This window comes from Leisingera sp. G5_S3_59_S7, from assembly GCF_054968485.1.
Genome location: NZ_JBQKUH010000061.1, coordinates 1 through 26109, shown reverse-complemented (window position 1 = coordinate 26109; position 26109 = coordinate 1). Strand labels below are relative to the sequence as shown.

The 26109-nt window shown below is 63.2% G+C and carries 27 protein-coding genes; 14 read left to right on the top strand and 13 right to left on the bottom strand.

What is annotated here, in order from left to right; genetic code table 11:
* Positions 1 to 89 precede the first annotated feature (89 nt).
* The 5 genes from ACTRWG_RS19515 (at position 90) to ACTRWG_RS19495 (ending at position 5127) form a co-directional block, all read left to right on the top strand.
* Positions 90 to 932 carry a ferritin-like domain-containing protein gene (locus tag ACTRWG_RS19515; RefSeq protein ID WP_027237748.1) on the top strand — a complete coding sequence of 281 codons (843 nt, stop codon included), beginning with the start codon at positions 90 to 92 and terminating at the stop codon, positions 930 to 932.
* A gap of 78 nt (positions 933 to 1010) precedes the next feature.
* Positions 1011 to 1547 (top strand): ribosome modulation factor, encoded by a 537-nt coding sequence (locus ACTRWG_RS19510; protein ID WP_462829814.1) that lies wholly within the window; start codon positions 1011 to 1013, stop codon positions 1545 to 1547.
* Between the two features lie 279 nt (positions 1548 to 1826).
* A complete protein-coding gene (locus ACTRWG_RS19505) occupies positions 1827 to 3158 on the top strand; it encodes a M23 family metallopeptidase (protein WP_027237750.1) in 1332 nt (443 codons plus the stop codon).
* Positions 3148 to 3696 (top strand): bactofilin family protein, encoded by a 549-nt coding sequence (locus tag ACTRWG_RS19500; protein ID WP_027237751.1) that lies wholly within the window; start codon positions 3148 to 3150, stop codon positions 3694 to 3696. The genes ACTRWG_RS19505 and ACTRWG_RS19500 overlap by 11 nt, the downstream gene beginning before the upstream one ends.
* Positions 3697 to 3897: 201 nt before the next feature.
* Entirely contained in the window at positions 3898 to 5127 is a 1230-nt protein-coding gene (locus ACTRWG_RS19495; protein ID WP_036797568.1) for a calcium-binding protein, read from the top strand.
* 52 nt (positions 5128 to 5179) lie between these two features.
* On the opposite strand, the gene ACTRWG_RS19490 is transcribed toward ACTRWG_RS19495, so the two are convergent.
* The 3 genes from ACTRWG_RS19490 to ACTRWG_RS19480 all read right to left on the bottom strand — a co-directional run bounded on the left by ACTRWG_RS19490 (position 5180) and on the right by ACTRWG_RS19480 (position 7343).
* Complete coding sequence (locus ACTRWG_RS19490) at positions 5180 to 6142, bottom strand: DUF3179 domain-containing protein (RefSeq protein WP_462829815.1); 963 nt, start codon at positions 6140 to 6142, stop codon at positions 5180 to 5182.
* A gap of 153 nt (positions 6143 to 6295) precedes the next feature.
* The gene (locus tag ACTRWG_RS19485) at positions 6296 to 6844 is read right to left on the bottom strand and encodes a peptidylprolyl isomerase (protein WP_027237754.1); all 549 of its coding nucleotides are present in this window, start codon (positions 6842 to 6844) and stop codon (positions 6296 to 6298) included.
* Positions 6837 to 7343: a peptidylprolyl isomerase gene (locus ACTRWG_RS19480; RefSeq protein WP_259959152.1), complete on the bottom strand. Its 507-nt coding sequence runs from the start codon at positions 7341 to 7343 to the stop codon at positions 6837 to 6839. The genes ACTRWG_RS19485 and ACTRWG_RS19480 overlap by 8 nt, the downstream gene beginning before the upstream one ends.
* 141 nt (positions 7344 to 7484) lie before the next feature.
* Between ACTRWG_RS19480 and ACTRWG_RS19475 the strand changes: the two genes are divergently transcribed.
* Complete coding sequence (locus ACTRWG_RS19475) at positions 7485 to 8675, top strand: phosphoglycerate kinase (protein WP_027237756.1); 1191 nt, start codon at positions 7485 to 7487, stop codon at positions 8673 to 8675.
* 66 nt (positions 8676 to 8741) lie between these two features.
* Here ACTRWG_RS19475 and ACTRWG_RS19470 read toward each other — a convergent pair whose 3' ends face one another.
* A complete protein-coding gene (locus ACTRWG_RS19470) occupies positions 8742 to 10376 on the bottom strand; it encodes an acyl-CoA dehydrogenase family protein (RefSeq protein WP_462829813.1) in 1635 nt (544 codons plus the stop codon).
* A 232-nt stretch (positions 10377 to 10608) separates the two neighbouring features.
* On the opposite strand from ACTRWG_RS19470, the gene ACTRWG_RS19465 reads away from it, so the two are divergent.
* The 5 genes from ACTRWG_RS19465 (at position 10609) to ACTRWG_RS19445 (ending at position 15273) form a co-directional block, all read left to right on the top strand.
* Complete coding sequence (locus ACTRWG_RS19465) at positions 10609 to 10908, top strand: FtsB family cell division protein (RefSeq protein WP_027237758.1); 300 nt, start codon at positions 10609 to 10611, stop codon at positions 10906 to 10908.
* Between the two features lie 350 nt (positions 10909 to 11258).
* Positions 11259 to 12272: a pyruvate dehydrogenase (acetyl-transferring) E1 component subunit alpha gene (gene pdhA / locus ACTRWG_RS19460; protein ID WP_027237759.1), complete on the top strand. Its 1014-nt coding sequence runs from the start codon at positions 11259 to 11261 to the stop codon at positions 12270 to 12272.
* A gap of 16 nt (positions 12273 to 12288) precedes the next feature.
* Positions 12289 to 13677 carry a pyruvate dehydrogenase complex E1 component subunit beta gene (locus ACTRWG_RS19455; RefSeq protein ID WP_259959150.1) on the top strand — a complete coding sequence of 463 codons (1389 nt, stop codon included), beginning with the start codon at positions 12289 to 12291 and terminating at the stop codon, positions 13675 to 13677.
* Between the two features lie 8 nt (positions 13678 to 13685).
* Positions 13686 to 13946 (top strand): hypothetical protein, encoded by a 261-nt coding sequence (locus ACTRWG_RS19450; protein ID WP_027237761.1) that lies wholly within the window; start codon positions 13686 to 13688, stop codon positions 13944 to 13946.
* A gap of 1 nt (position 13947) precedes the next feature.
* Positions 13948 to 15273 carry a pyruvate dehydrogenase complex dihydrolipoamide acetyltransferase gene (locus ACTRWG_RS19445; protein WP_462829812.1) on the top strand — a complete coding sequence of 442 codons (1326 nt, stop codon included), beginning with the start codon at positions 13948 to 13950 and terminating at the stop codon, positions 15271 to 15273.
* A gap of 910 nt (positions 15274 to 16183) precedes the next feature.
* On the opposite strand, the gene ACTRWG_RS19440 is transcribed toward ACTRWG_RS19445, so the two are convergent.
* The 6 genes from ACTRWG_RS19440 to ACTRWG_RS19415 form a co-directional block, all read right to left on the bottom strand.
* Entirely contained in the window at positions 16184 to 16741 is a 558-nt protein-coding gene (locus tag ACTRWG_RS19440; protein WP_462829811.1) for a hypothetical protein, read from the bottom strand.
* Positions 16742 to 17137: 396 nt separating this feature from the next.
* Positions 17138 to 18244, bottom strand: a complete 1107-nt coding sequence (locus tag ACTRWG_RS19435; RefSeq protein ID WP_245597402.1) for an alanine/ornithine racemase family PLP-dependent enzyme — start codon at positions 18242 to 18244, stop codon at positions 17138 to 17140.
* 11 nt (positions 18245 to 18255) lie between these two features.
* Positions 18256 to 19455: a DUF1611 domain-containing protein gene (locus ACTRWG_RS19430; RefSeq protein ID WP_462829810.1), complete on the bottom strand. Its 1200-nt coding sequence runs from the start codon at positions 19453 to 19455 to the stop codon at positions 18256 to 18258.
* A gap of 91 nt (positions 19456 to 19546) precedes the next feature.
* Positions 19547 to 20401, bottom strand: coding sequence for a hypothetical protein (locus tag ACTRWG_RS19425; RefSeq protein WP_462829809.1), 855 nt, complete (start codon positions 20399 to 20401; stop codon positions 19547 to 19549).
* Complete coding sequence (locus ACTRWG_RS19420) at positions 20391 to 20744, bottom strand: hypothetical protein (RefSeq protein WP_259959144.1); 354 nt, start codon at positions 20742 to 20744, stop codon at positions 20391 to 20393. The genes ACTRWG_RS19425 and ACTRWG_RS19420 overlap by 11 nt, the downstream gene beginning before the upstream one ends.
* A gap of 52 nt (positions 20745 to 20796) precedes the next feature.
* Positions 20797 to 21009: a hypothetical protein gene (locus tag ACTRWG_RS19415; RefSeq protein WP_462829808.1), complete on the bottom strand. Its 213-nt coding sequence runs from the start codon at positions 21007 to 21009 to the stop codon at positions 20797 to 20799.
* 580 nt (positions 21010 to 21589) lie between these two features.
* Here ACTRWG_RS19415 and ACTRWG_RS19410 point away from each other — a divergent pair.
* Entirely contained in the window at positions 21590 to 21778 is a 189-nt protein-coding gene (locus ACTRWG_RS19410; RefSeq protein ID WP_084299630.1) for a hypothetical protein, read from the top strand.
* Positions 21779 to 21835: 57 nt separating this feature from the next.
* Here ACTRWG_RS19410 and ACTRWG_RS19405 read toward each other — a convergent pair whose 3' ends face one another.
* Positions 21836 to 22570 carry a Crp/Fnr family transcriptional regulator gene (locus ACTRWG_RS19405; RefSeq protein WP_462829807.1) on the bottom strand — a complete coding sequence of 245 codons (735 nt, stop codon included), beginning with the start codon at positions 22568 to 22570 and terminating at the stop codon, positions 21836 to 21838.
* A gap of 153 nt (positions 22571 to 22723) precedes the next feature.
* Here ACTRWG_RS19405 and ACTRWG_RS19400 point away from each other — a divergent pair, with 153 nt between their 5' ends.
* On the top strand, positions 22724 to 22960 hold the full coding sequence (locus tag ACTRWG_RS19400; RefSeq protein ID WP_259969393.1) for a hypothetical protein: 237 nt from the start codon (positions 22724 to 22726) through the stop codon (positions 22958 to 22960).
* A gap of 465 nt (positions 22961 to 23425) precedes the next feature.
* Here ACTRWG_RS19400 and ACTRWG_RS19395 read toward each other — a convergent pair whose 3' ends face one another.
* Both ACTRWG_RS19395 and cysE read right to left on the bottom strand, forming a co-directional pair.
* A complete protein-coding gene (locus ACTRWG_RS19395) occupies positions 23426 to 24490 on the bottom strand; it encodes a PLP-dependent cysteine synthase family protein (RefSeq protein WP_462829806.1) in 1065 nt (354 codons plus the stop codon).
* Positions 24491 to 24779: 289 nt separating this feature from the next.
* On the bottom strand, positions 24780 to 25598 hold the full coding sequence (gene cysE, locus ACTRWG_RS19390; RefSeq protein ID WP_027237768.1) for a serine O-acetyltransferase: 819 nt from the start codon (positions 25596 to 25598) through the stop codon (positions 24780 to 24782).
* Between the two features lie 66 nt (positions 25599 to 25664).
* Here cysE and ACTRWG_RS19385 point away from each other — a divergent pair, with 66 nt between their 5' ends.
* Positions 25665 to 26021: a TraR/DksA family transcriptional regulator gene (locus ACTRWG_RS19385; RefSeq protein WP_167332332.1), complete on the top strand. Its 357-nt coding sequence runs from the start codon at positions 25665 to 25667 to the stop codon at positions 26019 to 26021.
* Positions 26022 to 26109: the final 88 nt, after the last annotated feature.

The following is a 26109-nucleotide window of genomic DNA, read 5'->3' as shown; positions in this document are numbered from 1 at the left end:
CGCGGACGCGGGAGCGCTGCCGTTTCCGCACTGGACTCCGCCGCCCAAATCAGGTGAACCCGGGCCAGCCGCTGCAACAGGAGACCCGCATGACCGATCAGCCCCTAACGCTCGCCGGACGCGCCGCAGAGGTGCTGAACACCGCAGACGGGCGGCAGAAGACCGCGCTGTCGCGCCGCCACGCCGCCGCGTGGTTTGCCTTCCGCAACGGCTCCGGCCCGGACATCGCCATCGGCACCGCCTCCCCGCCGATGCACCCGGCCCGGCCGGACAAGCCTGAGCTGCTGCACCCCCGCGACGTGCCCAAGCGCAAGCCGGGGTCCGAGGCCGGCCGCCTCGCGCTGCTGCATGCCGTCGCCCATATCGAGCTGAACGCCGTTGACCTGCACTGGGACATCATCGCCCGTTTTTCCCACGTGCCGATGCCGGTGGGCTTCTTCGACGACTGGGTCAAGGCCGCGGATGAAGAATCAAAGCATTTCAACCTGATGTGCGACTGTCTTGAAGCGCTGGGCAGCCATTACGGCGCCCTGCCGGCCCACGCCGGCATGTGGCGCGCCGCCGAGGACACGGCAGAGGACCTGATGGGCCGCCTGGCGGTGGTGCCAATGGTGCTGGAGGCGCGCGGGCTGGACGTCACTCCCGGCATGATCGAAATCTTCCGCAAGGCACAGCTCACCCAGGCCATCGACGCGCTGGAGGTGATATATGCCGAGGAGGTCGGGCATGTCGCCTATGGCTCCAAATGGTTCAACTTCCTGTGCGGGCGGGACAACCTGGACCCCAAGGAGGTGTTTCACGCGCTGGTGCGGAAATACTTCCACGGCGCCCTGAAGCCGCCCTTCAACGAGGAAAAGCGCGCCGATGCCGGGCTGCCGCCGGATTTCTACTGGCCCTTGGCCGATCAGGCGCGGGACCTGCCGGGCCGCTGAGGCCTGGCGGCCCACAGTCTTCTTTACCAAACCGCCTCAGCCGCCTAGACTGGGAAACCTCGGCAGCCGGGTGATCCCATGTTCGAAAACGACTTTCCTTTGCTCAGCACAGCAAGCCTCGTGGCCCTGATCCTGCACACGGCAAAGTCCGGCCCGGTAACGCTGGACAGCTGTGAAAAGGCGCTCGGCGGTCTTTTCCGCCAAGCCAACGAAACCCCGGGCCTGCCGCCGGAGGCCCTGCGCGAACGCCTGGACGGGCACCTGTCCGACCTGGAGATCGCCGGCATCCTGGTCCCGGCAGAGCCGGTGCCGGGAGAGGCGGCCAGCTGGCGGTTGACCAGCCGCGGCCACCAGGCCCTCACGCGGCATCCCGAAGGGCTCGACCAAACCGACCTTGCCAAATACCCCGAATTTGCCGCCCACCTGCGCGACACCGCGCATCACGCCTGCGGCATGGACCCGCGGGGCGCGCAGTTTGACGAGGGCTACCGCGCCGGCATGAACGGCCAGCCCTTCACCGGAAATCCATATGGCTTCGACACTGCCGATCACCAGGCCTGGGAAAGCGGCTGGACCGAAGCGCAGGAGGAACGGCGCAAAGGCCAGCCGGGCTGATCTGCCCGGCCCTCCTTCGGCGCGGCACACGTCCTGGCCGGTCAGGCGGTGCTACCGGCGTCCCGGAGCCGAGCCATTCTCCGGCGCAGTTCTTGCCATTGCTGCTGCCTGCCCGCCGCTCCTTTCGGCAAAATCCCGCCGATACACCTCACCTTACCGCCGGCATCCGTCCCAATGGGTCAACAGGCTTGCCCAATCGGCCCGCCCTGTCTATTCACTTCGCCCAAGGCACCGGATCCGCCTTGCGGCGCCGGTAGGGAACGGGACAGGGAACGGACTTTGCGCACACGGCTCGCGATCAGAATTCACGCGTTTCTGGAGCGCCGCTTTCCTGAGCGGCGGGTGTTCCTCAAATCCGACAGCGACACGCGTTTCATCCGGCTGCGGTCGGAAACCCAGCTGGTTGCGGTGGCAGGCATCACCCTGTTTGTCGCCTGGACCATTGTCGCCACCGCCATCGTGCTGATGGACAGCATCGGCGCCGGCAATTTCCGCGAGCTGGCCAAACGCGATCAGCAGACCTACCGCGAACGGCTGAACGCGATCTCCGCCGAGCGCGACGCCCGCGCCGAAGAAGCCCTGGCAGCGCAGGAGCGGTTCAACGCCGTGCTGGCCCAGATTTCGATGATGCAGTCTGAGCTGCTGGCCTCGGAAACCCGCCGCCGCGAGCTGGAAACCGGCATCGAGGTGATTCAGACCACCCTGCGCGACACCATGAGCGACCGCGACGGCGCCCGCAAAGCGCTGGCGCAGCTGGAGGCGGAAACCCAGGACGAAAACGCCGCCCCCGCGGTCATGGCCAGCGCCACGGAGCAGATGGACATGCTGGCCGGCGCCCTGACCGACACCGCGGCGGAACGCGACCGGATCATGGCCGACGCGCTGGACGCCATCGGCCAGCGCCAGGAGCTGGAGCTGGAACTGCAGCTGATGGAAGAGCGCAACGGCCAGATCTTCCGCCAGCTGGAAGAGGCTGTCGCGGTCTCGATCACCCCGCTCGATAAAATGTTCCGCAGCGCCGGCATGCCGCCCGACCGGATCCTGGAGCAGGTGCGGCGCGGCTACAACGGCCAGGGCGGGCCGCTCAGCCCTTTGGCAATGTCGACCCGGGGTGAGGAACCGTCCCCGGAAGAGCTGCGCGCCAACAATATTCTGGCCCGGCTGGACCAGCTGAACCTGTACCGTCTGGCGGCGCAAAAGGCGCCGTTCGCCACCCCGGTCAACCTGGGCCAAGTGCGCCAAAGCTCCGGCTTCGGCTACCGCCGCGACCCTAAGACCGGCGGCCGCCGCCTGCACAAGGGGTCCGATTTCGCCGGCCGCACCGGCACTGACATCTTTGCCACCGCCGACGGCGTCGTGACCCACGCGGGCTGGCAATCCGGCTACGGCCGCCTGGTGACGATCCGCCATGCATTCGGCATCGAAACAAGATACGCCCATAATTCGAAACTCCGCGTTAAGGCCGGCCAAAGGGTCTCGCGCGGGGATCACATTGCTGATATGGGTAACACCGGACGGTCCACCGGGACCCACCTCCACTACGAGGTGCGGGTCAACGGGCAACCTGTAAACCCCATGATCTACATCAAGGCTGCGAGAAATGTTTTCTAAGAGCAAAATCAACGAGCCCGGGCCGAAGCAGGCCGAAGCAACCCCGGCTGCCCCCGCCTCTGCCGCTCCGGCTGCACCGGCGGCCAGCGACTACAAGTCCAGCGCGCCCAAGGCCAAGCCCGCCGCATCGCTGCTCAGCTCGGACCTGCACATCACCGGCAACGTCAAAACCACCGGCGACATCCAGGTCGAAGGCACCGTCGAGGGCGACATCCGCGCGCACCTGCTGACCGTCGGCGAAACCGCCACCATCAAGGGCGAAATCACCGCCGACGACGTGGTGATCAACGGCCGCATCGTCGGCCGCGTGCGAGGCCTGAAGGTGCGCCTGACCTCCACCGCGCGGGTCGAAGGCGACATCATCCACAAGACCATCGCAATCGAAAGCGGCGCCCATTTCGAAGGCTCCGTGCAGCGCCAGGACGATCCGCTGAACCCGGGCGGCCGCAAATCCGCCCCGGCGGCAGCCCCCGCCGCGGCCCCGGCCCCCTCGGCAGCGGTCCAGGCCGCCACCGCGGCGCATAAGGCCGAAGGCTGAGCCTGAACCATTCCGCGACGAACAGCAAACGCCGCAAGCCTCTGCTTGCGGCGTTTCTTTTTTGCCATCATCCCGCAGGGTCAGGATTTCCCGCTCTTTCAAATTCGCGCTAAACGTGAAAATCAATTCTTAGTTAAAGCCGCCTGCGCCGGAGGCCCCTGGCGCCCGGCGGCAGTTCAATAGCAGAAGGCCTTTCGCATCATGAAAGTTGTCATCGACGATCCCAGCGGCGCGTGGACATTGACCGGTTCCGCCTGGAACAACTTCAGCAACCCCACATTGCTCGCCTACACGGACAGCTACATCACGCTTTCTGGCACAAACGGCTCCGTGATGGAGATTCAGGGCAATTTCAGCAGCAGCAGCTATTACAATTGGACCATCTCCTCGATGGCCATCTACCAGAACGGAACCACCAAGGTTTCTATCTCGGAAATGAACATCAGCTACTACCAGCTGGACTACCTTGGCGGCAGCAGCTCGCTCAGCGGCAGTGACACCATCACGTCCAACGTGCAGACCGGCACTTACTGGGCGACCTATGGCGGCAATGATGTGCTCACTCTGGGCACCGGCGACGACACGGTGGACGGCGGCAGCGGCACCGACCGGCTGGTCATCAACGACACATTCGGCAATGCCACCGCCTCTTCCAGCTACAGCGCGCTGGTTCTCAACAGCGCGGACGGCCAGGACCGCATCAGCGGCGTCGAGATCCTGGAATTTGCCAACCGCACGCTGGCCCTGACCGTCGGCAGCTCCAGCAGCAACAGCCTGCAGGGCGACAGCACCGCCGGCATCAGCCACGATCTTATTCTCGGCGGCATCGGCAACGACACCCTGCGCGGTTTGTCGGGCAATGACGTTCTGAAAGGCGAAGACGGTTCCGACAGCCTCGACGGCGGCTCCGGCCTGGATCAGCTGGACGGCGGCACCGGTGCGGACACCCTGACCGGCGGCGGCGACAACGACTTCCTCAGCGGCCAAAGCGGGGACGATCAGCTGGACGGCGGCCAGGGCAGAGACAGGCTGCTCGGCGGCACCGGCAAAGATCATCTCAAGGGCGGCAACGGCAACGACACCCTGTCCGGCGGCGGCGGCAATGACACCCTGTCCGGCGGCACCGGCGGCGACAAGCTCAGCGGCGGCAACGGCCGCGACGTGCTGCTCGGCCACAAGGGCAACGACCAGCTCACCGGCGGCGGCCGCGCCGACACCTTTGTGTTCCACAAGGGCCACGGCAACGACACCATCACCGACTTCACCGCAGGCCAGGACCACATCCAGATCGGGCGCGGCGCCTCCCGGCTGGGACAGCTGGACTTTGAGCAGCAGGGCGATGACGTGCTGGTCTCCTTCGCCGATGTGACCATCCTGGTGGAAGACATCAGCGCGGCGCAGCTGCAGGACGCGGATAACTTCCTGTTCTAAGCCTGCGGGCCGCGGCACGGATCAAGGCGCGCCCCGCCCGGCGCGCCTTTTGTCATTTCAGCATCCACTTGCCATCCGGCCAGAATGCGTGGAAGGCAAAGGCGAACATCACGTCATGGGGCACATCCCGCCCCTGCCCGTCCCGCACCCGGACCGACCCGATGTCGCGCCCCCTGGCAATCGTGCCCGCATCCAGCGCCGAGGCCTGGCCTGCCCGCCAGCTCAGCACCACGCCGGCCTCGCGGATCCCGCCCTCGCGCGCCAGCCGCGACAGCGGCCAGGCCCGGTTGCCGACCCGCACCACCCGCTCCATCGGCGCCAGCCCGTGCGGCGGCGGGGTGCCGTCATACAGGAACGGCCAGTCCGACCTGTCGTAATTCACATATGGGTTCTGCCCGTAACGCCGGTTCCACCCCGGCTGCGCCATCACCAGCCCGTCCGGGTTGCGGGCGGTGAACTCTTCCCAGCTTTCCACCCAGCTCGGCAGCGCCGCCAGCCGGGTGCCGCTCATCCTGCCGACAATGGCGGTGCCGATTGCCTGCTGCCACCAGCTTTGGGTTTCGCGGTCATACATCACCAGATCCGAATGGCGCAGCTTGCCGGTGACCCCAAAGCGCAGAACCCCGGCCCGGGTGCGCCGGTCAAAGGTCATCGCAGAGTTGCACAGCGGGCAATAGGTCACCGCCACCGCCACCCCCGCCACCACGTCATTCACGATTTCATGCCAGGTCAGGTAGCGCAGCGGATAGGCCCGCGGCCGGGCGCCCTCCAGCTCCAGCGTGATCACCGGCTCGCGCGGCTTGATGCGGCGGTCTTTGGCTGCCTCTGTGAACTGCGGTGCATCCAGCGCCGGAATGCCGTCCTTGGGCACCCCGCCCGAGCGGATTTCCTGCCAGTCCTTAACCAGAGTCTGGCTGAAGTCGGTCTTGGGCCATTCCCTCTGCCAGATCTGCGGATCGGCATAAGCGCTGCCCGCCAGCAGCAGCCCGAAACACAACAACACCCCCCTCAGCATGACCAGCACCTCCCGGTCCCAGTAAACGGCGGCAGAGAGGCGCGGAACAGGGGCGGGCACGGGCTTGTGACCGGCTGTCATCACCCCGCACAAGCAAAGGCCCGCCCCCGGGGTGCCGGGCGCGGGCCATTGTCTTTCAAAAGCCGGAAGGCGCTATTCGGTCACGCTCACCTTGGCCATGGTGTCGGGCTGGCCGATCACCGCGCCATTGGGACCGGCACCGCGCTTGATCGCATCGACCACATCCATGCCTTCGGTCACCTTGCCGACAACCGTGTACTGGCCGTCGAGGAACGGGCCCGGGGCAAACATAATGAAGAACTGCGAGTTGGCGCTGTCCGGGCTCTGTGACCGGGCCATGCCGACCACGCCGCGGTCATAGGTGATGTCGGAGAACTCAGCCGCCAGATCGGGCCGGTCAGAGCCGCCCTGCCCGGCCCGGCGCATGTCGCCGCCGGCCTTGCCGAATTCGACGTCGCCGGTCTGCGCCATGAAGCCTTCAATCACCCGGTGGAACACCACACCATCGTATTTGCCTTCTTCGGCCAGTGCGGTGATCTGTTCCACATGCTTGGGCGCCACATCCTCGAACAGGTCGATCTTGATGGTGCCGTTGGCTTCCCCCTCGACCTGGATTTCCAGGCCGGTGGCAAAGGCCGGCCCTGCCGCCAGCAGGGCCAGAGCGGTCAGGCACTTACGCATCCGCAGCAACCTTGACGCTGATCATGCGGTCCGGGTTCGCAGGCGGCTCGCCGCGGGTGATGGCGTCCACGTGCTCCATGCCCTCGATGACACGGCCGTACACGGTGTACTGGCCGTTCAGGAAGTGGTTGTCCTTGAAGTTGATGAAGAACTGCGAGTTTGCAGAATCCGGGTTGGCAGAGCGCGCCGCGCCCAGGGTGCCGCGGTCGTGCGGCAGCTTGGAGAACTCAGCCGGAACATTCGGCAGCGAGGAGCCGCCGGTGCCCGCCATGCGGATGTTAAAGCCGTCTTCCATGTCGCCGTTGGCCACGTCGCCGGTCTGCGCCATGAAACCGTCGATCACCCGGTGGAAGCAGACGTTGTCGTATTCGCCGGCACGGGCCAGTTCCTTCATCCGCTCGGAATGCTTCGGCGCCACGTCGGGCAGCAGCTCAATCACAACATTTCCGTCTTTCAGTTCGATGATGACGGTGTTTTCGGGATCTTTGATCTCGGCCATGTGGCCCTCCTGTCGTCGAAATTTGCAACGATAGTTAAGGCCAGCGCCGGGAAATGCCAAGGGAGCATTGACTGATGCGCAAAAACCCCCGAAACAGCGCGCGGATTTGACTGCACTTTCACCATACAAGGGGTTTCGCAGATGGGCTGGAAAACACTCGACGACATGGATCTGAACGGCAAGCGCGTGCTGGTGCGTGTGGACATCAACGTGCCGATCGTCGACGGCGTGGTGACCGACTCCACCCGCATCCGCCGCATCGCCCCCACCGTGCGCGATATTCTGGCCGCAGGCGGCAAGCCGATCCTGCTGGCCCACTTCGGCCGCCCCGGCGGCGAGCGCCGCGAGAACCTGTCGCTGAACCAGCTGGTGCCGACACTGGAGCGCGCCTTTGAAACCCGCGTGCTGTTTGCCGCCGATTGCGTCGGTGCCGGCGCCGAAGCCGCTGCCGATGCGCTGCAGCCGGGCGAAGTGCTGCTCTTGGAAAACACCCGCTTCCACGCCGCCGAGACCAAGAACGATCCCGACCTCGCCGCCGGCATGGCCCGCCTGGGCGAGGTTTACTGCAACGACGCCTTCTCCGCCGCCCACCGCGCGCATTCCTCGACCGAGGCGATTGCCCGCCTGCTGCCCGCCTGCGCCGGCCGCCTGATGCAGGCCGAACTGGAAGCGCTGGAAAGCGCCCTGGGCCAGCCCCAGCGTCCGGTGACGGCCGTTGTCGGCGGCGCCAAGGTTTCGACCAAGCTGGAACTGCTGGGCAACCTGATTGAGAAAGTCGACCACCTGGTGATCGGCGGCGGCATGGCCAACACTTTCCTGGTCGCCAAAGGCCTGCCGGTCGGCATCTCCCTGGCCGAGCGCATCATGAAGGACACCGCAGCCGAGATCCTGGCCAAGGCCGAGGCCGCGGGCTGCGAGATCATCCTGCCCGTTGACATCGTGGTCGCCAAGAAATTCGAAGCCCACGCCGAGCACGAAACCCTGCCCGCCGATCAATGCCCGGAGGACGGCATGATCCTGGACGCAGGCCCGGAAAGCCTCGCCCGCATCATCGAGGTTTTTGCAAACAGCAAGACGCTGATCTGGAACGGCCCCCTCGGTGCGTTTGAGCTGGAGCCGTTCGACGCCGCCACCAACGCGGCCGCGCTCAAGGCCGCGGCGATGACCCGTTCCGGCCAGCTGATCTCGGTTGCCGGCGGCGGCGACACCGTTGCGGCCCTGAACGCCTCCGGCGCAGCCGGCGACTTCACCTATATCTCCACCGCCGGCGGCGCCTTCCTGGAATGGATGGAAGGCAAAACCCTGCCCGGCGTCGCCGCACTGGAGCAGTAAGCCCCGCGCGGTCAGCGCTGTCCGGCCCAGCTGCAAAGCTGGGCCTTTTTCTTGTCCGGCGCGGCCCTATGCGCCGCGGAACCGCGCCAGGACCGCCGGCACATCCAGCCCGGCCACCGAGCCCGGCAGCGAACCGCGCTCTCCGGCAACCCGGCTTCCCACATAACCCTCTGCCACTGCAGCAGGCGCCGCGTCCATCAGGCAGGCCGCCGTCATCAGCGTGGCCAGGCTTTCGGCGAACCAGCGCGCCTCCGCCTCATCCGGCAGCCCGGGCCAGCGCGCCCGGTGCGCCGCCAGCGCCGCGTCATAGCGCCTGTCCCCGCCCCTGGCCCCGTCCAGCAGCGCGTTCAGCGCCGCACTGGCCCGCGGCTCCCTGGCCAGCGTGCGCAGGATATCCAGGCAGATCACGTTGCCGGAGCCTTCCCAGATCCCGTTCAGCGGTGCCTCGCGGTACAGCATCGGCATCGGCGTTTCCTCGACATAGCCCATGCCGCCCAGCACCTCCATCGCCTCGCCGATCACCGGGATGCAGCGCTTGTTGCCAAGGTATTTCGCCAAGGCGACCCCGATCCGCGCCAGCGCCCGGCTGTCCGCGTCCGTCCGGTCAAAGGCCGCCGCCATCGCCATCCCTGCGGCCAGCGCGCCCTCGGCATCCAGCACCAGATCGACCAGCACCGCGCGCATCAGCGGCTGGTCGATCAGCTTCTTCTGAAAGGCCGCACGCCCCTCGGCCCACCAGAACGCCTCCGCCAGCGCCGCCCGCATCAGCCCGGCAGGCGCCAGCGCGGTGTCCAGCCGTGTGTGATGCACCATTTCGATGATGGTGCGCACGCCCGCGCCCTCCTCGCCCACCCGGTACGCCAGCGCCTCCGCGTATTCGATCTCAGAGCTTGCATTGGCGCGGTTTCCCAGCTTGTCCTTCAGCCGCTGCAGCCGGATGCCGTTGCGCCCCTCCTCCAGCCAGCGCGGCACCAGAAAACAGGTCAGCCCGCCCTCCGCGTAGGCCAGTGTCAGGAAGCCGTCCGACATCGGCGCCGAGCAGAACCACTTATGCCCGGTCAGCCGGTAATGGGCGCCGTCCCGCACCGCCCGGGTGGTATTGGCCCGAACGTCAGAGCCGCCCTGCTTCTCGGTCATCGCCATACCCAGCGTCGCGCCGCGCTTGTGCGCCACGGGCCGTACCCCGGCGTCATACTCCGCGCTCAGCAGCTTCGGGTGCCACAGCGCCGCCAGATCCGGCGCATGGCGCAGCGCGGGTATGGCGGCATAGGTCATGGTCATCGGGCAGCACACGCCCGGCTCCACCTGATTAAGCATATAGACATGCGCCGCATGGGTGACATGGCCGCCCGGCCTGCCGTCCCAGGCGGCATGGGCATAGCCCAGCCGCTGCGCCGCCGCCATCACCTGATGATAGCCCGCGTTGAACCGCACCTCGTCCAGGCGGCGGCCGGAGCGGCTGAACAGCTCCAGCCGCGGCGGATCGCGCCGCGCCTCCGCAGCTGCCTCCAGCAGCGCGCCGCTGCCGTATTCCGCCCCCGCGCGGGCAAGCTCCTCTGCGCGGCCGCCGTGATGCGCCGCATAGGACCGCAGCGACGCGTCCTCCGCCCACAGATCGCGCCCGCCGCGCGGCTGCGGCTGGTTCTGCACCTCATGAGTTCCCAAATCGCCGCGCCCGGCGCAGGCTGCACTGTCTTGCATCGCTGATCCTCCCTGACCCCCAGCCTGCGCAAGCGGCCGGCCTGTGGCCAGCACAGCGCGGCGTCACCACCGGGCTGCCGTTACGGCAGCGCCGGGGCCGAACCGCAAAAAATTCCCCCTGTGGACAGTTTTGGGATTCACAAGCCGATTCGGTTGTGGCATACATAAGTCAGACGCCGGGAAACGGCGCAAAATCAAAACACTACAGCAGTAACATACAGGCACTCCCAACGTGACCCGAAGCACCCGGCCGTCTTTTGGCGCCATCGCCTTCTTTGCTATCGCCTTCGCGCTCAGCGCGTATTTTACCTTTGCGGCGGTACAAGGCGACTTCGGTCTATTCCGGAGGGTCGAGATCCAAGCCGAAGCAGAAGAACTGCGGCTGGATCTCGGCCGTCTCCAGACCCAGATCGGCGACATGGAAAACCTGACCCGACGCCTCTCCGACGATTATCTCGATCTCGACCTGCTGGATGAGCAGGCCCGCTCGGTGCTCGGCCTGGTCCGCGCCGACGAGATCGTGATCCGCTGACCCCCGCCTCTACGCTCCCTGTGTAACACCGGCGGCGGCCGGTCCGTCCAGCCTGCCTGCAACAGCCTCCCAAACAGATAGCCGCCCCGGATGCCGGCCATGGCCCGCGCTGCGCGGCCTGCCGGAACCCCTCCCGCTGTCCCGCTGCAAAAGGGCCTTCCCCTGCCGGGCGCAAGCGGCCATGATGCGGCACCTGCCGCAGCCCCGCCGGCGTGGCATTTTTGCGCGCCCTCGGCGGTTTTTTACGCGGCGGAAACCCCGCGGCAGAATAACACTATTCAGCCGCCGCAAAACCGGTTATGAATTTGTTTAATGCTAAACTATCTAGCCTACAGGGGGAGCCGACCACCATGGCCGCTAGAAAAACCACAAAGAAACCAAACGTTTCTGCCGAAGAACTCACCCACTACTACCGCGAGATGCTGCTGATCCGCCGATTCGAGGAAAAATCGGGCCAGCTGTACGGCATGGGTCTGATCGGGGGCTTCTGCCACCTCTACATCGGCCAGGAAGCCGTTGTCGTGGGCCTCGAGGCCGCCGCCGAGGAAGGCGACAAGCGCGTCACCTCCTACCGCGACCACGGCCACATGCTGGCCTGCGGCATGGACCCCGACGGCGTCATGGCTGAGCTCACGGGCCGCGAGGGCGGCTACTCCAAGGGCAAGGGCGGCTCCATGCACATGTTCTCCAAGGAGAAGCATTTCTATGGCGGCCACGGCATCGTCGGCGCCCAGGTGCCGATCGGCGCAGGCCTCGCATTCGCCGACAAGTACAAGGGCAACGGCCGCGTCACCTTCACCTATTTCGGTGACGGCGCCGCCAACCAGGGCCAGGTCTACGAGACCTTCAACATGGCCGCCCTGTGGAAGCTGCCGGTGATCTTCGTGATCGAAAACAACCAGTACGCCATGGGCACCTCGCAACAGCGCTCCACCTCCAGCGCCGAGATCTGGGAACGCGGCAAGGCGTTCGGCATCCCGGGCGAAGCGGTGGACGGCATGAACGTCCTCTCCGTCAAGGAAGCGGGCGAGCGCGCCGTGGCCCACTGCCGCAACGGCGACGGCCCCTACATCCTTGAGGTCAAAACCTACCGCTACCGCGGCCACTCGATGTCGGATCCGGCCAAGTACCGCACCCGCGAAGAGGTCCAGAAGATGCGCGAGGAGCGCGACCCGATCGAGCAGGTCCGCGACATGCTCCTGACCGGCAAGCACGCCACCGAAGAGGACCTCAAGGCGATCGACAAGGAGATCAAGGAAATCGTTTCCAAGTCCGCCGACTTCGCCAAGGAAAGCCCCGAGCCCGCCTTGGAAGAGCTCTGGACCGACATCTATGCGGACGAAGTGCCGCAGGAAAACGCCTGAGAGGGAAGAACAAGACATGGCAACTGAAATTCTGATGCCCGCCCTGTCGCCGACCATGGAGGAAGGCACCCTGGCCAAATGGCTGGTCAAGGAAGGCGATACCGTGAACTCCGGCGACATCCTGGCCGAGATCGAAACCGACAAGGCGACGATGGAATTCGAAGCCGTCGACGAAGGCACCGTCGGCAAGATCCTGATCGGTGAAGGCACCGAAGGCGTCAAGGTCAACACCCCCATCGCGGTGCTGGTCGAAGACGGCGAAAGCGCTGACGACTACGAGGCCTCCAGCGCCAAGGAAGAGGCCCCTGCCGGGGATGCGCCCGCCGGGGAAGCGCCCTCGGACGAACCCGCCGCTGCCGCACCGCAGAAAGAACCTGCCATGCCGGCCAAGGTTCTGGAGCCCGACTACCCGGAAGGCACCGAGATGGTGCAGACCACCGTGCGCGAAGCACTGCGCGACGCCATGGCCGAGGAAATGCGCCGCGACGAGGACGTGTTCCTGATGGGCGAGGAAGTCGCCGAGTACCAGGGCGCCTACAAGGTCTCCCAGGGCCTGCTGGATGAGTTTGGCGCCAAGCGGGTGATCGACACCCCGATCACTGAGCACGGCTTTACCGGCATCGCCACCGGCGCGGCCTTTGGCGGGTTGCGCCCGATTGTCGAGTTCATGACCTTCAACTTCGCCATGCAGGCGATTGACCAGATCATCAACTCGGCGGCTAAGACGCTTTACATGTCCGGCGGCCAGATGGGCGCGCCGATGGTGTTCCGCGGCCCCAACGGCGCTGCCGCCCGTGTCGGCGCCCAGCACTCGCAGGACTACGCCGCCTGGTACATGCAGATCCCGGGCCTCAAGGTGGTGATGCCCTACTCCGCCGCCGACGCCAAAGGTTTGATGAAGACCGCCATCCGCGATCCCAACCCGGTGATCTTCCTGGAGAACGAAATCCTCTACGGCCGCGCCTTCGACGTGCCGAAACTGGACGATTTCACCATCCCCTTCGGCAAGGCCCGGATCTGGCGCGAAGGCTCCGACGCCACCATCGTCTCCTTCGGCATCGGCATGCAGTACGCGCTGGAAGCCGCCGACAAGCTGGCCCAGGACGGCATCTCGGCTGAGGTCATCGACCTGCGCACGCTCCGCCCGATGGACCTGCCCACGGTGATTGAATCGGTCAAGAAAACCAACCGGCTGGTCACGGTCGAGGAAGGCTGGCCGCAGGGCTCCGTCGGCAGCTACATCGCGTCGGAAGTGCAGCGCGAGGCGTTCGACTACCTGGATGCGCCGGTTGTGACCTGCACCGGCAAGGACGTGCCGATGCCCTATGCCGCCAACCTGGAACGCCACGCGCTGATCACCACGGAAGAGGTGGTCGAAGCCGTGAAACAAGTGTCCTACCGCTAGAGGCACCGATGGAAATCAGGGGCCGCGATCCCGAAACCGAAAGCTACCGCGTCACGCTGACCGTCGACGGGCGCACAGTCACCGCACTGGTTCCCGAACGGCTGGCAGCAGACACACGGCTGATCGGCTCGCGGCCCTCCCATCAGGAGGCCTACGTCTGGATGGCCGAATACAAAGACAAGATCGAAGCCGCGATCACCCATCTGGCCCGCGGCACCAGGCGCCCCAAGGCGCCGTTTGACCAAATTGTTCTGATTGAGGAGCGCTGACATGCCCACCGAAATCCTGATGCCCGCGCTTTCTCCCACCATGGAGGAAGGCACCCTTGCCAAATGGCTGGTCAAGGAAGGCGACACTGTTTCCTCCGGCGACCTGATCGCCGAGATCGAAACCGACAAGGCCACCATGGAATTTGAAGCCGTGGACGAAGGCACCGTCGGCAAGATCCTGATCGCCGAAGGCTCCGAAGGCGTGAAGGTGAACACCCCGATCGCGGTGCTGCTGGAAGACGGCGAAAGCGCCGACGACATCGATACCTCCGGCAGCTCCAGCGCGGACGCGGCTCCGGCCAAGGAAGCCAAGGCAGAGGCGCCTGCGGAAGCCAAGTCCGAAGCGCCGAAGGCAGAGGCCAAAGCCGCCCCCGCCGCGCCGCAGGGCGCCGACGGCAACCGCATCTTCGCCTCGCCGCTGGCGCGCCGCATCGCCGCCGACAAGGGCCTGGACCTCGCGCAGATCGAGGGCTCCGGCCCCAAGGGCCGCATCGTCAAGGCCGACGTGATCGACGCCAAGCCGCAAGCCGCCAAGGAAGAGGCTCCCAAGGCCGAAGCCGCCAGCGCACCGGCGGCCGCTGCCGCCCCCGCGGCCGGCCCCTCCGCCGATCAGGTGGCCCGCATCTACGAGGGCCGCGAGTACGAAGAGGTCAAGCTCGACGGCATGCGCAAGACCATCGCCGCCCGCCTGACTGAGGCCAAGCAGCAGGTGCCGCATTTCTACCTGCGCCGCGACATCCAGCTGGACGCGCTGCTGAAGTTCCGCGGCGACCTGAACAAGCAGCTCGACGCCCGCGGCGTCAAGCTCTCGGTCAACGACTTCATCATCAAGGCCTGCGCCCTGGCGCTGCAGTCGGTGCCGGACGCCAACGCGGTCTGGGCCGGTGACCGGGTGCTCAAGATGAAAGCCTCCGACGTCGCCGTCGCCGTCGCCATCGAGGGCGGCCTCTTCACTCCGGTGCTGCAGGACAGCGACACCAAATCCCTGTCTGCCCTGTCGGCTGAGATGAAAGACCTCGCAGCCCGCGCCCGCGACCGCAAGCTGGCGCCGCATGAATACCAGGGCGGCAGCTTCGCGATCTCCAACCTCGGCATGTTCGGCATCGACAACTTCGACGCGGTGATCAACCCGCCGCACGGCGCGATCCTGGCCGTTGGCGCCGGCGTGAAAAAACCGGTTGTCGGCAAGGACGGCGAGCTGGCGGTGGCCACCGTGATGTCCGTCACCCTCTCGGTCGACCACCGGGTAATCGACGGCGCGCTCGGGGCGGAACTCCTGAACGCGATCAAGGAGAACCTGGAAAACCCGATGGTGATGCTGGCCTGACAGGCCGCCTCTGCAAAACACCAAAGCCCCGGCCTCAGCGCCGGGGCTTTTTCTTGTGCGATGCAGCCGCCAATCTCAAATGCCCGCTTCGAGCCCAAACTGTGAGCTCGAATTTCTCTCTGCGCGCTCGCAGCAGGGAAAACGCGGCATCGGCAAAATTCTTGGTGCCGCCATGCGGCGGAGAACCCGGCCATTCGGGGCAGTGTGCAGCGATTTTAAACCGCAGACCCGTATTGCGCGGGACAAAAAGACCGCTTGATGAAGCTCCGCGGCAAGAGTCGCGAGAAAGTGTTAGCTCATGCGCATGGCAACGGCGTCAACTGAAAGCAGACCAGCCGTTCCGTAAGGCGCTCCCGGCTTCTGTATAAACGCAGCGGCCAGTGAGATCAGGCCATCCTGGCAACTGAACGATGCAAACTGCAGTTCATTTGGACTGGCGCCCAGAGGCAACCACTCTCAGGGTGAGGCCCCTGGCCGGGTGGTCACTGACCACCTTCCGTATCAACGCAGACATAGCGTTCCGTTCGGGTAGGAGAGTTTGCATGTGCAACAGAACTGGCAGGCCATCGTAAACCCAGCTCACTTCTTATCTAACCTGTTGCGTCAGATTCAGTTCATTCCTGCCGACCTTTGAAGGTCCGCAGGCTGCCAAGGAGTAAATCCCATTAAGAGCTTGGCGAAGTGCCTATCCGGCATAGTGAAAGTTGTGATGCCCGGAGGGTTTCAACGGCGGCCAGGCGAGCCGGATCTTACCGAAACAGCGGTACGCCATGCATTTGAAGATTTGCAGCGCCGGCAGATCCGTTCACCGAACCATTCACTCCAGAAAACAGAGTTGCACCGCAAGCAACGGCGCTCCCGCGGCACGTCTCCGCGGGCAGGTGTCACAAAGGCATCTTGTTCGTTTCTATCAGCCATCACGTGGCTCCTTGCCGCCCGGTATGTCCGGTGCAGGGCTGACAACTTTGTTGGCGCGATTGTCTGCCGGAGGTGCCAAGCCTTCGTTCTCAGCAGATTGGATTGCAAATGCGCCTGAAGGGCCTGCCTGTTCAGCACTTTGGGCAGCCTGCTCACGATCCTGGTCCGGAACGCATTCGCCAAGGTACAAACGGCGGATTTGGGCTTCAGACACGCCGTCAGCCTGCATCACCAAGCGCACCATCGGGTCGGCAAGCATTTCTTCAAGGAAGAACTGCGACAGGTCCTTGCCTGACAACTTGTCCTTGGCTTGGGCGCTCTCGAGGTCCGCCAGTGAAACAGTCAGGCTGCGAGCCAGCCCTGGATGTGACGCGCGCGGGTGCAACTGTATCAAAACAGAAGCTTTCCAGGCCTGGGGTGTCAGGTGGCCGGGAGGTGCGGAAAGTTCGGTTTCAATGCCGTATTCCCCAGCTGGGAGTGTCTCGTCAAATCCAGGCAAGGTGAAAGGGCGGGAGAATATAGCGACGGCCTTGCTTGTCAGCTGATCCATTTTCTGGTTCTCCTTTGCTGCGGTGCTGTTCTTGCCGGTCCGGCAAAGCGGAGTTGCCGCGGATTGACGGCATCAAGGGTCTTTAGAGGGCAGTCAGGGCTGGTCTTGAACATGCAAGCGGATCTGAACCCCTCTCTCTTTCTCGCATTTGCGCCAGCCGAATTGATCGGAAAAGCCGCGTCACCGGTGCCCAGACCAATGCCGGCGCTCAGGCCATTGAAAGAGATGTTTCGGTCGATCGGTTGCGAGCCGCAGTTTTCAGCCTCTCTGTGAGGCGAAGAAAGCACCAGCAGTCACATCAGATATAGGTATTCCCGGCTCAAATTGCTACGGGACGCTGCAGACTTGAGGCCGCTGAACGAGGTTTGGAGCTGCATCGCCAAGAGACCGCCGGCATCACAAGAGTGCCGGGTGCCGACCATTCCGCCTGGCTGAACGAGCGTCTGCAGAAGGTCTGTCGTCGCAAAGAACTTTTTCAACGTCGGGTGCTGCCATGGCGTGCAAAAGGGCGCTGTAGTTCAAACGCAGAGTTATCTCGCTCCCGATACGCAGCGGGCAATTCGTCGTTTCCACGACCAGGTGATCGCTGGTCGCACCGATGTAGGAAACCGCTGCTGGAAAGATCAGCCCGGCCGGATCTGTGTCTTGCAGCCCGATGGCCAGGATCGACCGGGTTTTCCAATGATTGCCTGGCACCAGGCTCAGCGCTGACAATGCAGGATCGGACAGCTTCAACGGTGCCAGCTTAGACTTTGTTTTTGTCTCGATCACCTCTGCCTGCAGGACGAAAGCGTCTGTGTGAAGCCCGTTTATCGGGTTTCCGGAAACCGGATCGGTGCCGAGCAGGATGGCCTCCCCCAGGCGCAGGTTATTCACCCTTCCTGCCGGTCCTGTATCAAGCGCCCACCGCAGATTCGCGGAACTGCCTCCGGAAACCACATCAACGAAGGGGCCGCATTCCGCTTCCGTGGCGTCCGCGAGTGATGAGAGTGCCGCCATATCCTCAGCAGTGGGAGCCGGGCCCGCCAGGCAAGCAAAGTTTGCACCGATGCCTCTGAGCAGCACGCCCGGTGTTCTGGTGACCTGAAGCGCGATGTCGGTCAGATCCTCGCGCATAATGCCTTCACGAAGATCCCCCATCTCCACCATCAGGATGATCCCGTGATTGGTGCCTTGGCGCAGGGCAGCAGCGGCGAGGCTGGCGATGATCCCGGCTTCGGTGTTGCAACTGGCTTCGCAGGACGAGACAACGCGCTCCACTTGGCTCAGCATGGGTGTCCGGATCATCAGGACCGGGCAGGTTATCCCTGCCTTGCGCATACGCTCAACATTTGCCACCCGCGCATCAGCCAGTCCTGTTGCACCGCCAGAAAGCATGGCTTTTGCAATGCCCGGGTGTCCGCATACGGCTTTGGTCACACCTGTCACAGTGATCCCGCGTGGGTCCAAGCGGTCGACAAGAACACGCGTGTTCTGACGGATTTTGCTCAGATCAATTTCCAAGCGCGGGGCACTCATAACGCAGCCTTCCCCGGCACCGGCCGTAATTGAGGATAAGCAGACAGAACAAGTTCAGCCAGATGCGCCGGAGGGCAGCTGAGGGCATCGCTGACCGGCAGGTCCAGTGTCCGCGCATGGTTCCTGATAGCAGCATTGATCTCCGCGTCTGTCAGCCCTTCATGGTTGAGGGTCACGCCGATTACCTTTGTGTCCGAAAACGCTTCGATCAGGGCAATCTCGTCACTGGGATCCGGCATTGCCATCTCCGGAAAGTCGCAGCGGTGCGCCCGCGCTGGCGCATGCTGGAGGATCACCGCGTCGGGCTGGCTGCCGCGCAAAATGAATGCGGAAGTGCAAAACGCCGGATGGCTGAGTGCGCCCTGGCCTTCGATCAGAATGACATCCGGCTGTTCGCTCTCGTATGCCGCAAGCACAGCCCCTTCCAATTCCCCGCAGCAGAATTGCGGCGGCACCGCGTCCATTGCGACGCCATACCTGCCGCCCTGCATCAAACCTGTTTGGCCTGTGCCAACCAGAACCGTCTTGATGCGTTGCGCATTCAGTGCCCTTTCGAGGAGGGTCGCCGTGGTCCGTTTTCCAATTGCGCAGTCGGTTCCCAAAATGGCGATACGGATCGCCTTCACACGCGCAATACTTCCGTCGAACAGGCGCATGTCCTTGCTGAGCCGGGGCTTTCGGATATCCCGGACAGTAACGTTCCAGGATTTTGCAGCAGCAATGATCTCCAGGTCTTCACTTAGGTATTCATGCAGGCCGGCTACGATGTTCATTCCCCGCGAGATCGCCTCCAGAACAACCTTCCGGTCGTTGCAGGAGAGTTTCCCGTTTGACGGCGCCATCCCGTAAATCAGCGTGTCAGGGACTGTGCGGTGATGGGAAATGGCGGCTTCAAGACTGCCGAAAACCGGGATCCGGTTGATTTCCCCATCAAGGACTTGCCCGCTGTCGCACCCGTGGTGCCCGCTGTCGATCACTGAAACTATCCGGTAGGCCTTTGAGTGGCGCACCAGCCCGTTTGCAGTTTTCCCATCATTTCCGGCGAAGTTTCCTTCGCAGTACACGATTGCACTGGGAACAGGGTGGAAGGGCAGCTTGCCTTTGCTCCCAGGCTCCTCTGAGTGGACTGGTGAAGACAAACGCGCATTGCTTGCATTTTGCCGTGCTGAGAGGCCGGCTTTGGCTGCGGGGTCCATGATTTGTCCTTTGGATTGAAACAAGCGCTTGGCATTGACTGCCCGCCGCAAGTTATGACGCCGCCAGGCAGGGCAGCATAAGGTGCAAAGCCTAGTTACTCAGAACACAGCGGCCTCTTGCGCGCTGAAAGCTCTTGTTGCACTCCCATCGGTTGCCTGACCTGTCGAGATGAGCGTTATCCGGCAGTTTTATAAGAACACAGCGCTTTCCAGACACTTCGTAACCGCGCGCGCACTTCCAGCCGTTTCTGTAAGGTGCATCGTCAAAGTAGGCATTTTCGGGGATGAACACGGCTGTGCATGTTCCATCCTGTTCAAAGTACCCGCGCTCGCATGTCCAAGGCTGCCCATATTTTGAGCCGTTCAAGAAGGCGTGTTCCGGCACATCGATAGCAAGGCATTTCTCACCTTTGGCCTCAAATCCCCGATTGCAACGCCAAGCTGGCGCGCTGGTGTCGTTCGTCAGATAGGAATTTTCCGGCAGGGCAATTTCCTGGCAGATGTCGTCGACCTTCCGATATCCGCGCAAGCAGTTCCACCGCTTGCCCGAAGGATCGAGATACCCGCCTTCCGGGATAAAGACTTTATCACAAGATGTGCCTTCGACCTCAATATACCCATGCAGACACTCCCACCCGGTACCATAAGGCTTGTTCGTCGGGTACGCGTTTTGCGGCACGGCAACTTCAACACATGTATCACCGGCAAGGCGGTAGGACAGGTTGCATTCCCACCCGCCGCCGTAACTTTTGGCATGGGCGTTTTCTGGTATCGAGGAGGTGCTTGACTGCGGAAAAGCAGGCGCTGCGAATACCAGCAAAAGCCCGAACACGGCTGCAAAACATCTGATCAAGGTTTTCAGGAAAGCCCAGGAGACCATTTCTTTGTCCAGCAACGCTATGCTGGATTCAGAAGACACCGATCGTTCTGACAAATCAGGAGGCATCAAGATCCAGCCCGGCAAGGCAAGCCTGTGCAAGATCACGGTTTGGCTGCTCTGAGCCAGGAACCGTTGCCCAGCCTGCTTCCATAACGGCATCCCGGCGCTTGTAAGACATAGCCTCCTGGATTAATGCCAGCTTGGCGGTCCGGTTGGAATCTGTTTGTGCCTGGTCGATGCAAACCGGCACCAAAGCCGCGATCAACGCGTCATGGGATCTGGAACTGGCCATTGCATCTGCTTGGCTTCCTGTCACCCAGCCGCCCCAGGAGAACCCTGCGATGGTAATGGAGACTGCGCCAATCAGGGCTCCGTAAACTCCGGGCCTCAGCCATTCGGGATAAGTCATCTCTGGTCCTCCTGCGGAGAAAGCGCCGCGTCGCTATGATTGCTGTTTTGTGTCAAATCCGCTGGCGCGGCTTTGCGCAGTTAGTTTCAAAGTCACTTTGGGTGATCATGCGCAATTCGGTCCGGCCTGCTTGGCCGCCCCTGCCCTGGACCAGCAGATAGGTTGCTGCGGTGCGGTAGGCCACGAAGCTGAGCCCCTGAATCAGCTCCTCTTCCACGTTGACTTCGCAGGCTCGGGCCGGAAGTTCTTCTGCATAGCCTGCCAAAAACAAACCGATGGGAAAACGTCACCGTCGATCTGGACGACCGTGTGTTCATCCAGGTTCTCATTGAATTTCTGTTTGGCTTGTTTGGCTGCCTCTGCCGCAAAAAAGCTTCCTGGGATCTTCAGGGCGTGATCCCGGCAAAGCTGAGTGTCATCAAAGACCTTAAGGTGAGCGCGAAGTTCACGCACTGATCGATGTTAGCGCCTATCAGGTTTTGAAGTTTTGCCGGTACCAATCGAGACTGCGGCCGCCAGCAGCGGCCGGTGCCACCCCGGTGCCGGTCTGCGTCGGCCTAATGCAGTCTCCGACGCGCACGCGGGCAGGAATAGCCTTCGTCGACGACTTTTACTCAGGCGAGTGCAACCAGTCTTTGCAGAGCGCCCGAACCGGGAAACCGTTAGCTAACCTGTGTCAGTACGTGCAGACCCAATCCCGGATAAAAGGAACGAACCGGCGCCGTATTTTGCCGGTGTGTGATTGTTTCCGAGTGCCAAAGAAGCGCGGGGTATGTGCTGGTCCAATCCGGTCTTGCACATAGTTCGCGCCTTTTATTCTCGGAGACATTTGAAAGGACACCGAAATGACCCCCGAAACAAGAAGACTTTCTGTGAAATTGGATTCCATAAGAGCTGCCTGCGAAAGAGCCCCGGCCGGGCCGAAGAAAGAAGCGGCTTGGAAGCATTACAGGCTTGCGGAGAAGGCGCACAGCGATGAAAACCATACCGAAATGTACAGGGAGCTTGACGCGGCAAAACAAGTTCTCGCCTAGCCTGACCGTTCTGAACCCGCCACCCGGCAGCCTGGGCTCTACCGAAGGGTGGCCGTTTCATTTCAAAAGCGGTCCGGTTTGGTCCAGATATGCCGGATCGAAATCCGCCAGTTGCATGAGCCGGTCAATATCTCCGAACTTCACGTAGCCCTCCCGGAAGGTGACCAGTTTTCGTTCCCGAAGTTGACGCAGAACACGATTCACATGGACAGCGGTCAATCCCAGAGCATCAGCAAGATGGTACTGGGTCAAAGGGCAGGCATAGCCCTCCTTGCTTCCCAGTCCGACGAACGCCAGCCTGGCACCAAGTTCCAGCAGAAAATGTGCCATTCGCGCATCTGCATCGCGGCGTCCCAGCCCGACAAGATGCTCAACAACCATCGCTTCATCGCGTGACGCCGCCCAAAGTATGGCGGCCGCCAGCCTTGGGGTGTCGGCAAATGCTCCCAGCAGGTCACCTGCCATAACCTCGGCTGCTTCGATCTCCACAACAGGCTCGATGCTATGGTCCGAAGTGCGCAGCAAAACGCTGCGCAATCCCAGAAAATCACCCGGTATCTGAAAGTCGACGATTTGGCGCGATCCCTCCGGCTGGATCTTGTACGAGCAGGCCCAGCCCGAAGCCAGAATGTACGCGGCCTGTCCAGGCTGTCCCTGATGCACAAGGTCACAACCTGCCGCAAAGGTTTTCCGCCGCTGATGCAGCTGAGTGAGTACGGCCAGCTCATCTTTTGAAAGAGTGGCAAATGCCGACAGCTTCCTTGCGAGCGGGCTGTGTTCGATGGAGTTCATAACCCCTCCTGAGCTGGCGCGGTGGTATTGAACACCGCCGGTCCCCGGAACTGCTTTGGATCAGTTCGGCCTGCTTCGTTTCCTGCGAAGGTGCTGAAGATAACCTCTCTGTCAGCTTATCATGCCACGCAATGCAAGAAAGGAAGGCCCAAAATGTCCGAGCGGACCGACTGTGCAGGAATGGCCGCGCTATCAATCTGCGAGGCATTGCTGCTGGCTATGAAAGATCTCCAGGTGCTGCCTGAGCATGAAGTCATTGGTGTTCTTCGTGATGCCGCGGCCTTTCATGAGAACGCGGATAGAACGGGAACTGATGCCGAAGGGCACCACGCTGCTGCTTCTCTGATCCATCAGATTATTGCCAACGGAAACCCTGTCCGGAAACCTTGATGGAAGCTGACGCGGCCAAGTCCAAACCGGGTTCGTTTATCATCAGTAAGACAGCTCATAAAACGTTTGAGCATCAGAAACCTAGCGGAGCCAAACGTCCTATCCGCGTGAAGAAAGCCTAGCCCCGCTCCCTGCTTCTCGGTTCTCGGTTCTGGTCGCGGCGAAACAGCGGTTCGGGTTCGGCGAATTTTGCACCTGTGTATGACAGCAATCGGGAAATCTTATGCGGTGACGCAAGTCTCATGCCGCGCCTGCGAGGGATCTCTGCGCCAGCGAAGGCAGTAAATCCAATGTCGGTTTCGTCCGGCATAGCGGGCCGAGCGAATGGGATAGCCAACGCTCGCCCGGAGCCCCGTGAAATCCAGACCGTCAGAAGGCAACACCCCCTGCCCGCTTTTCATCTTCCCCTAAATACTCACCTGCGCAACACCCGCCGCCAGCCCCCCGCCAGCGGCGGCGCGCCGCTCAGTACTGATACCCGGGGGTCGAGGCCGACAGCGCCTGTTCTGACTCATCCATCTCCGCCGCAATATCCTCAAACAACGGCGTCGACAGATAGCGCTCGCCGGTATCCGGCAGCATCGCCAGCAGCACTGAGCCCTCCGGCGCGGTTTCCGCCACCTTGATGGCCGCCGCCAGGCTGCCCCCGCCGGAAATGCCGGTCAGAATGCCCTCCTCCGCCGCCAGCCGCTTGGACCAGGCGATGCTCTCGTCGCCGCTCACCGGCTCCAGCGCATCGAAATAGCCGTTATCCAGCGCCTCCTGCAGCACCAGCGGGATGAAATCCGGGGTCCAGCCCTGAATGGGGTGCGGGTTGAACGCCGGATGCGTCGCCGCGGGCTCGCCCTCATCATTGCGCTCCTGCGCCTCACCAGACTGCACCAGCGCCGCGTTGGCGGGCTCGCTGAGGGTGATCTTCAGATCCGGCCGCGCCGCTTTCAAGACGCGCCCAAGCCCCGCAACCGTGCCGCCGGTGCCATAGCCCAGCACCACGTGATCCAGCCTTTCGCCCTCGAAATCGCCCAGGATCTCCCGCGCGGTGGTGGCCTCGTGAATGTCGGCGTTGTCCTTGGTCTCGAACTGATGCGCCAGGAACCAGCCGTTCGCCTCCGCCAGTTCCTTGGCCTTGGCGACCATGCCCACCGCCTTGTCCTCTTTGCGGGTCAGCACCACCTTGGCGCCCAGCATCCGCATCAGCCGCCGCCGCTCGACCGAAAACCCGTCGTGCATTGTGATCACCAGCGGATAGCCCTTGGCGGCGCACACCATCGCCAGCCCGATGCCGGTGTTGCCGCTGGTCGCCTCCACCACGGTCTGGCCCGGCTCCAGCCGGCCTTCACGCTCCGCCGCCTCGATAATGTTCAGCGCCAACCGGTCTTTGACCGACCCCGCCGGATTGAACGCCTCGAACTTCACATACATGGTGACATGGTCCGGCGCGATGCGGTTCAGCCGGATGGCGGGCGTGTCGCCCACGGTTTCCAGGATCGAGCCATACAGCCGCCCGCGGCCTTCGGTTGTGTAAATCATGATCTGTCCCCCAAATCGAAACTGCAGAAAACTATCGTGTTCCTCAGGAATATGCGCCCCGGACGGAACAGGATCAAGCCAGCCGCCAAGCTTTAAGACCACTCTCCGCCCTGCCGCCGCAAAAGCGGGACCTGCGGCCTCCTCATCCGGCGTTGCTAGATCAAATGCCGCCTGCAACTCATTATTTGAAAACAATATTCACCGCTGATACGCACATCAAAAAGGGGCGGAACCCGCCCCTTTCATCTTTCCTGAAATACTCAAATTCTCAGGCCCGCAACCGGGCTGCTCACTCCGTGCCGGAGCCGTTCGGGAACCTCTGGTCCATGCTGACCGAGGGCTGGTCGCAGCCCGCCTCCCCGACGATCTTTGCAGGCACACCGGCAACAGTCATGCAGGGCGGAACCTCCGACAGCACCACCGACCCGGCGGCAATGCGGCTGCAATGGCCCACCTTGATGTTGCCCAGAACCTTGGCGCCGGCCCCGATCAGCACCCCGTCGCCGATCTTGGGATGGCGGTCCTGCTCTTCCTTGCCGGTGCCGCCCAGGGTCACCGAATGCAGCATCGACACATTGTCGCCCACCACCGCGGTCTCGCCGATCACGATGGAATGGGCATGGTCGATCATGATCCCCTTGCCGATGCGGGCGCCGGGGTGGATGTCGATCCCGAAAATCTCCGAGGTGCGCATCTGGAAGAAATAGGCCAGATCCTTCTGCCCCTGATCCCACAGGTAATGGCTGACCCGGTAGGCCTGCACCGCCTGGAATCCCTTGAAGTACAGGATCGGCTGCAGCAGCCGGTGGCTGGCCGGATCGCGCTCGTTGATCGCCATCAGGTCGGCGCGTGCCGCTTCCAGAATTTCGGGGCAGTTCTCATAGGCCTCGTCGACGATCTCGCGCAGCACCATCATCGACATCTCATTCGAGCAGAGCTTGGCGGCAATCCGGTACGACAGCGCCTTTTCCAGCGTCTTGTGGTGCAGGATGCAGGCGTGAATCAGCCCGCCCATCAGCGGCTGGGTGGCAACGGCCTCCTCAGCTTCGCGGGTGATGCGGTCCCATACGGGATCCACCGGAGTTACGGCTTGCTGTGTTTTTGCCATGGGTCAACGTCCTTTCTCCGCTCAGACTACCCATCTAAGGTGGTTTGCAGCAAACGCAAACCCGTGATGAGGCATATTTTCAAAATGAATGAGTCCGGTCAGGCCGCGTTGAAACAGCAGATCACCGCCCGGCTGGCAGAGCTGGCGGCAGAGGATGCCCGCGGTGAGGACGCCCAAGGGGTGGTGGAACTGGACCAGCAGATGGTCGGCCGCCTGTCGCGCATGGACGCCCTGCAGATGCAGGCCATGGCCAAGGCCCAAGCCGCCCGCCGCCAGCTGGAAACCCGGCGCCTGACGGCTGCGCTGACCCGCATGGACGCGGATGAATACGGCTATTGCGAGGACTGCGGCGAGGAGATTGCCCCGAAGCGGCTGCAACTGGACCCGGCAGCGCTCAAATGCATCAGCTGCGCTTCGGGTTAGGCTGGAATTGAGGTTTTCCGCTTCGGGCTGGGCCCGAACCGACCGGCGCCGCGCGCCTGCGGCGCGCGGCGTGGAGCCCCAATTCCTG

What these genes read in the sequence shown, in the direction of transcription:
- ACTRWG_RS19500 (WP_027237751.1), top strand. Translation starts at nt 3,148, where the DNA reads ATGTTTTCTAAGAGCAAAATCAACGAGCCCGGGCCGAAGCAGGCCGAA.
- ACTRWG_RS19425 (WP_462829809.1), bottom strand. Translation starts at nt 20,401, where the DNA reads ATGCCTCCTGATTTGTCAGAACGATCGGTGTCTTCTGAATCCAGCATA.
- ACTRWG_RS19440 (WP_462829811.1), bottom strand. Translation starts at nt 16,741, where the DNA reads ATGGATCAGCTGACAAGCAAGGCCGTCGCTATATTCTCCCGCCCTTTC.
- pdhA (WP_027237759.1), top strand. Translation starts at nt 11,259, where the DNA reads ATGGCCGCTAGAAAAACCACAAAGAAACCAAACGTTTCTGCCGAAGAA.
- ACTRWG_RS19480 (WP_259959152.1), bottom strand. Translation starts at nt 7,343, where the DNA reads ATGGCCGAGATCAAAGATCCCGAAAACACCGTCATCATCGAACTGAAA.
- ACTRWG_RS19470 (WP_462829813.1), bottom strand. Translation starts at nt 10,376, where the DNA reads ATGCAAGACAGTGCAGCCTGCGCCGGGCGCGGCGATTTGGGAACTCAT.
- ACTRWG_RS19495 (WP_036797568.1), top strand. Translation starts at nt 3,898, where the DNA reads ATGAAAGTTGTCATCGACGATCCCAGCGGCGCGTGGACATTGACCGGT.
- ACTRWG_RS19485 (WP_027237754.1), bottom strand. Translation starts at nt 6,844, where the DNA reads ATGCGTAAGTGCCTGACCGCTCTGGCCCTGCTGGCGGCAGGGCCGGCC.
- ACTRWG_RS19450 (WP_027237761.1), top strand. Translation starts at nt 13,686, where the DNA reads ATGGAAATCAGGGGCCGCGATCCCGAAACCGAAAGCTACCGCGTCACG.
- ACTRWG_RS19475 (WP_027237756.1), top strand. Translation starts at nt 7,485, where the DNA reads ATGGGCTGGAAAACACTCGACGACATGGATCTGAACGGCAAGCGCGTG.
- ACTRWG_RS19510 (WP_462829814.1), top strand. Translation starts at nt 1,011, where the DNA reads ATGTTCGAAAACGACTTTCCTTTGCTCAGCACAGCAAGCCTCGTGGCC.
- ACTRWG_RS19395 (WP_462829806.1), bottom strand. Translation starts at nt 24,490, where the DNA reads ATGATTTACACAACCGAAGGCCGCGGGCGGCTGTATGGCTCGATCCTG.
- ACTRWG_RS19400 (WP_259969393.1), top strand. Translation starts at nt 22,724, where the DNA reads ATGTCCGAGCGGACCGACTGTGCAGGAATGGCCGCGCTATCAATCTGC.
- ACTRWG_RS19405 (WP_462829807.1), bottom strand. Translation starts at nt 22,570, where the DNA reads ATGAACTCCATCGAACACAGCCCGCTCGCAAGGAAGCTGTCGGCATTT.
- ACTRWG_RS19430 (WP_462829810.1), bottom strand. Translation starts at nt 19,455, where the DNA reads ATGGACCCCGCAGCCAAAGCCGGCCTCTCAGCACGGCAAAATGCAAGC.
- ACTRWG_RS19455 (WP_259959150.1), top strand. Translation starts at nt 12,289, where the DNA reads ATGGCAACTGAAATTCTGATGCCCGCCCTGTCGCCGACCATGGAGGAA.
- ACTRWG_RS19410 (WP_084299630.1), top strand. Translation starts at nt 21,590, where the DNA reads ATGACCCCCGAAACAAGAAGACTTTCTGTGAAATTGGATTCCATAAGA.
- ACTRWG_RS19490 (WP_462829815.1), bottom strand. Translation starts at nt 6,142, where the DNA reads ATGCTGAGGGGGGTGTTGTTGTGTTTCGGGCTGCTGCTGGCGGGCAGC.
- ACTRWG_RS19420 (WP_259959144.1), bottom strand. Translation starts at nt 20,744, where the DNA reads ATGACTTATCCCGAATGGCTGAGGCCCGGAGTTTACGGAGCCCTGATT.
- ACTRWG_RS19445 (WP_462829812.1), top strand. Translation starts at nt 13,948, where the DNA reads ATGCCCACCGAAATCCTGATGCCCGCGCTTTCTCCCACCATGGAGGAA.
- cysE (WP_027237768.1), bottom strand. Translation starts at nt 25,598, where the DNA reads ATGGCAAAAACACAGCAAGCCGTAACTCCGGTGGATCCCGTATGGGAC.
- ACTRWG_RS19515 (WP_027237748.1), top strand. Translation starts at nt 90, where the DNA reads ATGACCGATCAGCCCCTAACGCTCGCCGGACGCGCCGCAGAGGTGCTG.
- ACTRWG_RS19385 (WP_167332332.1), top strand. Translation starts at nt 25,665, where the DNA reads ATGAGGCATATTTTCAAAATGAATGAGTCCGGTCAGGCCGCGTTGAAA.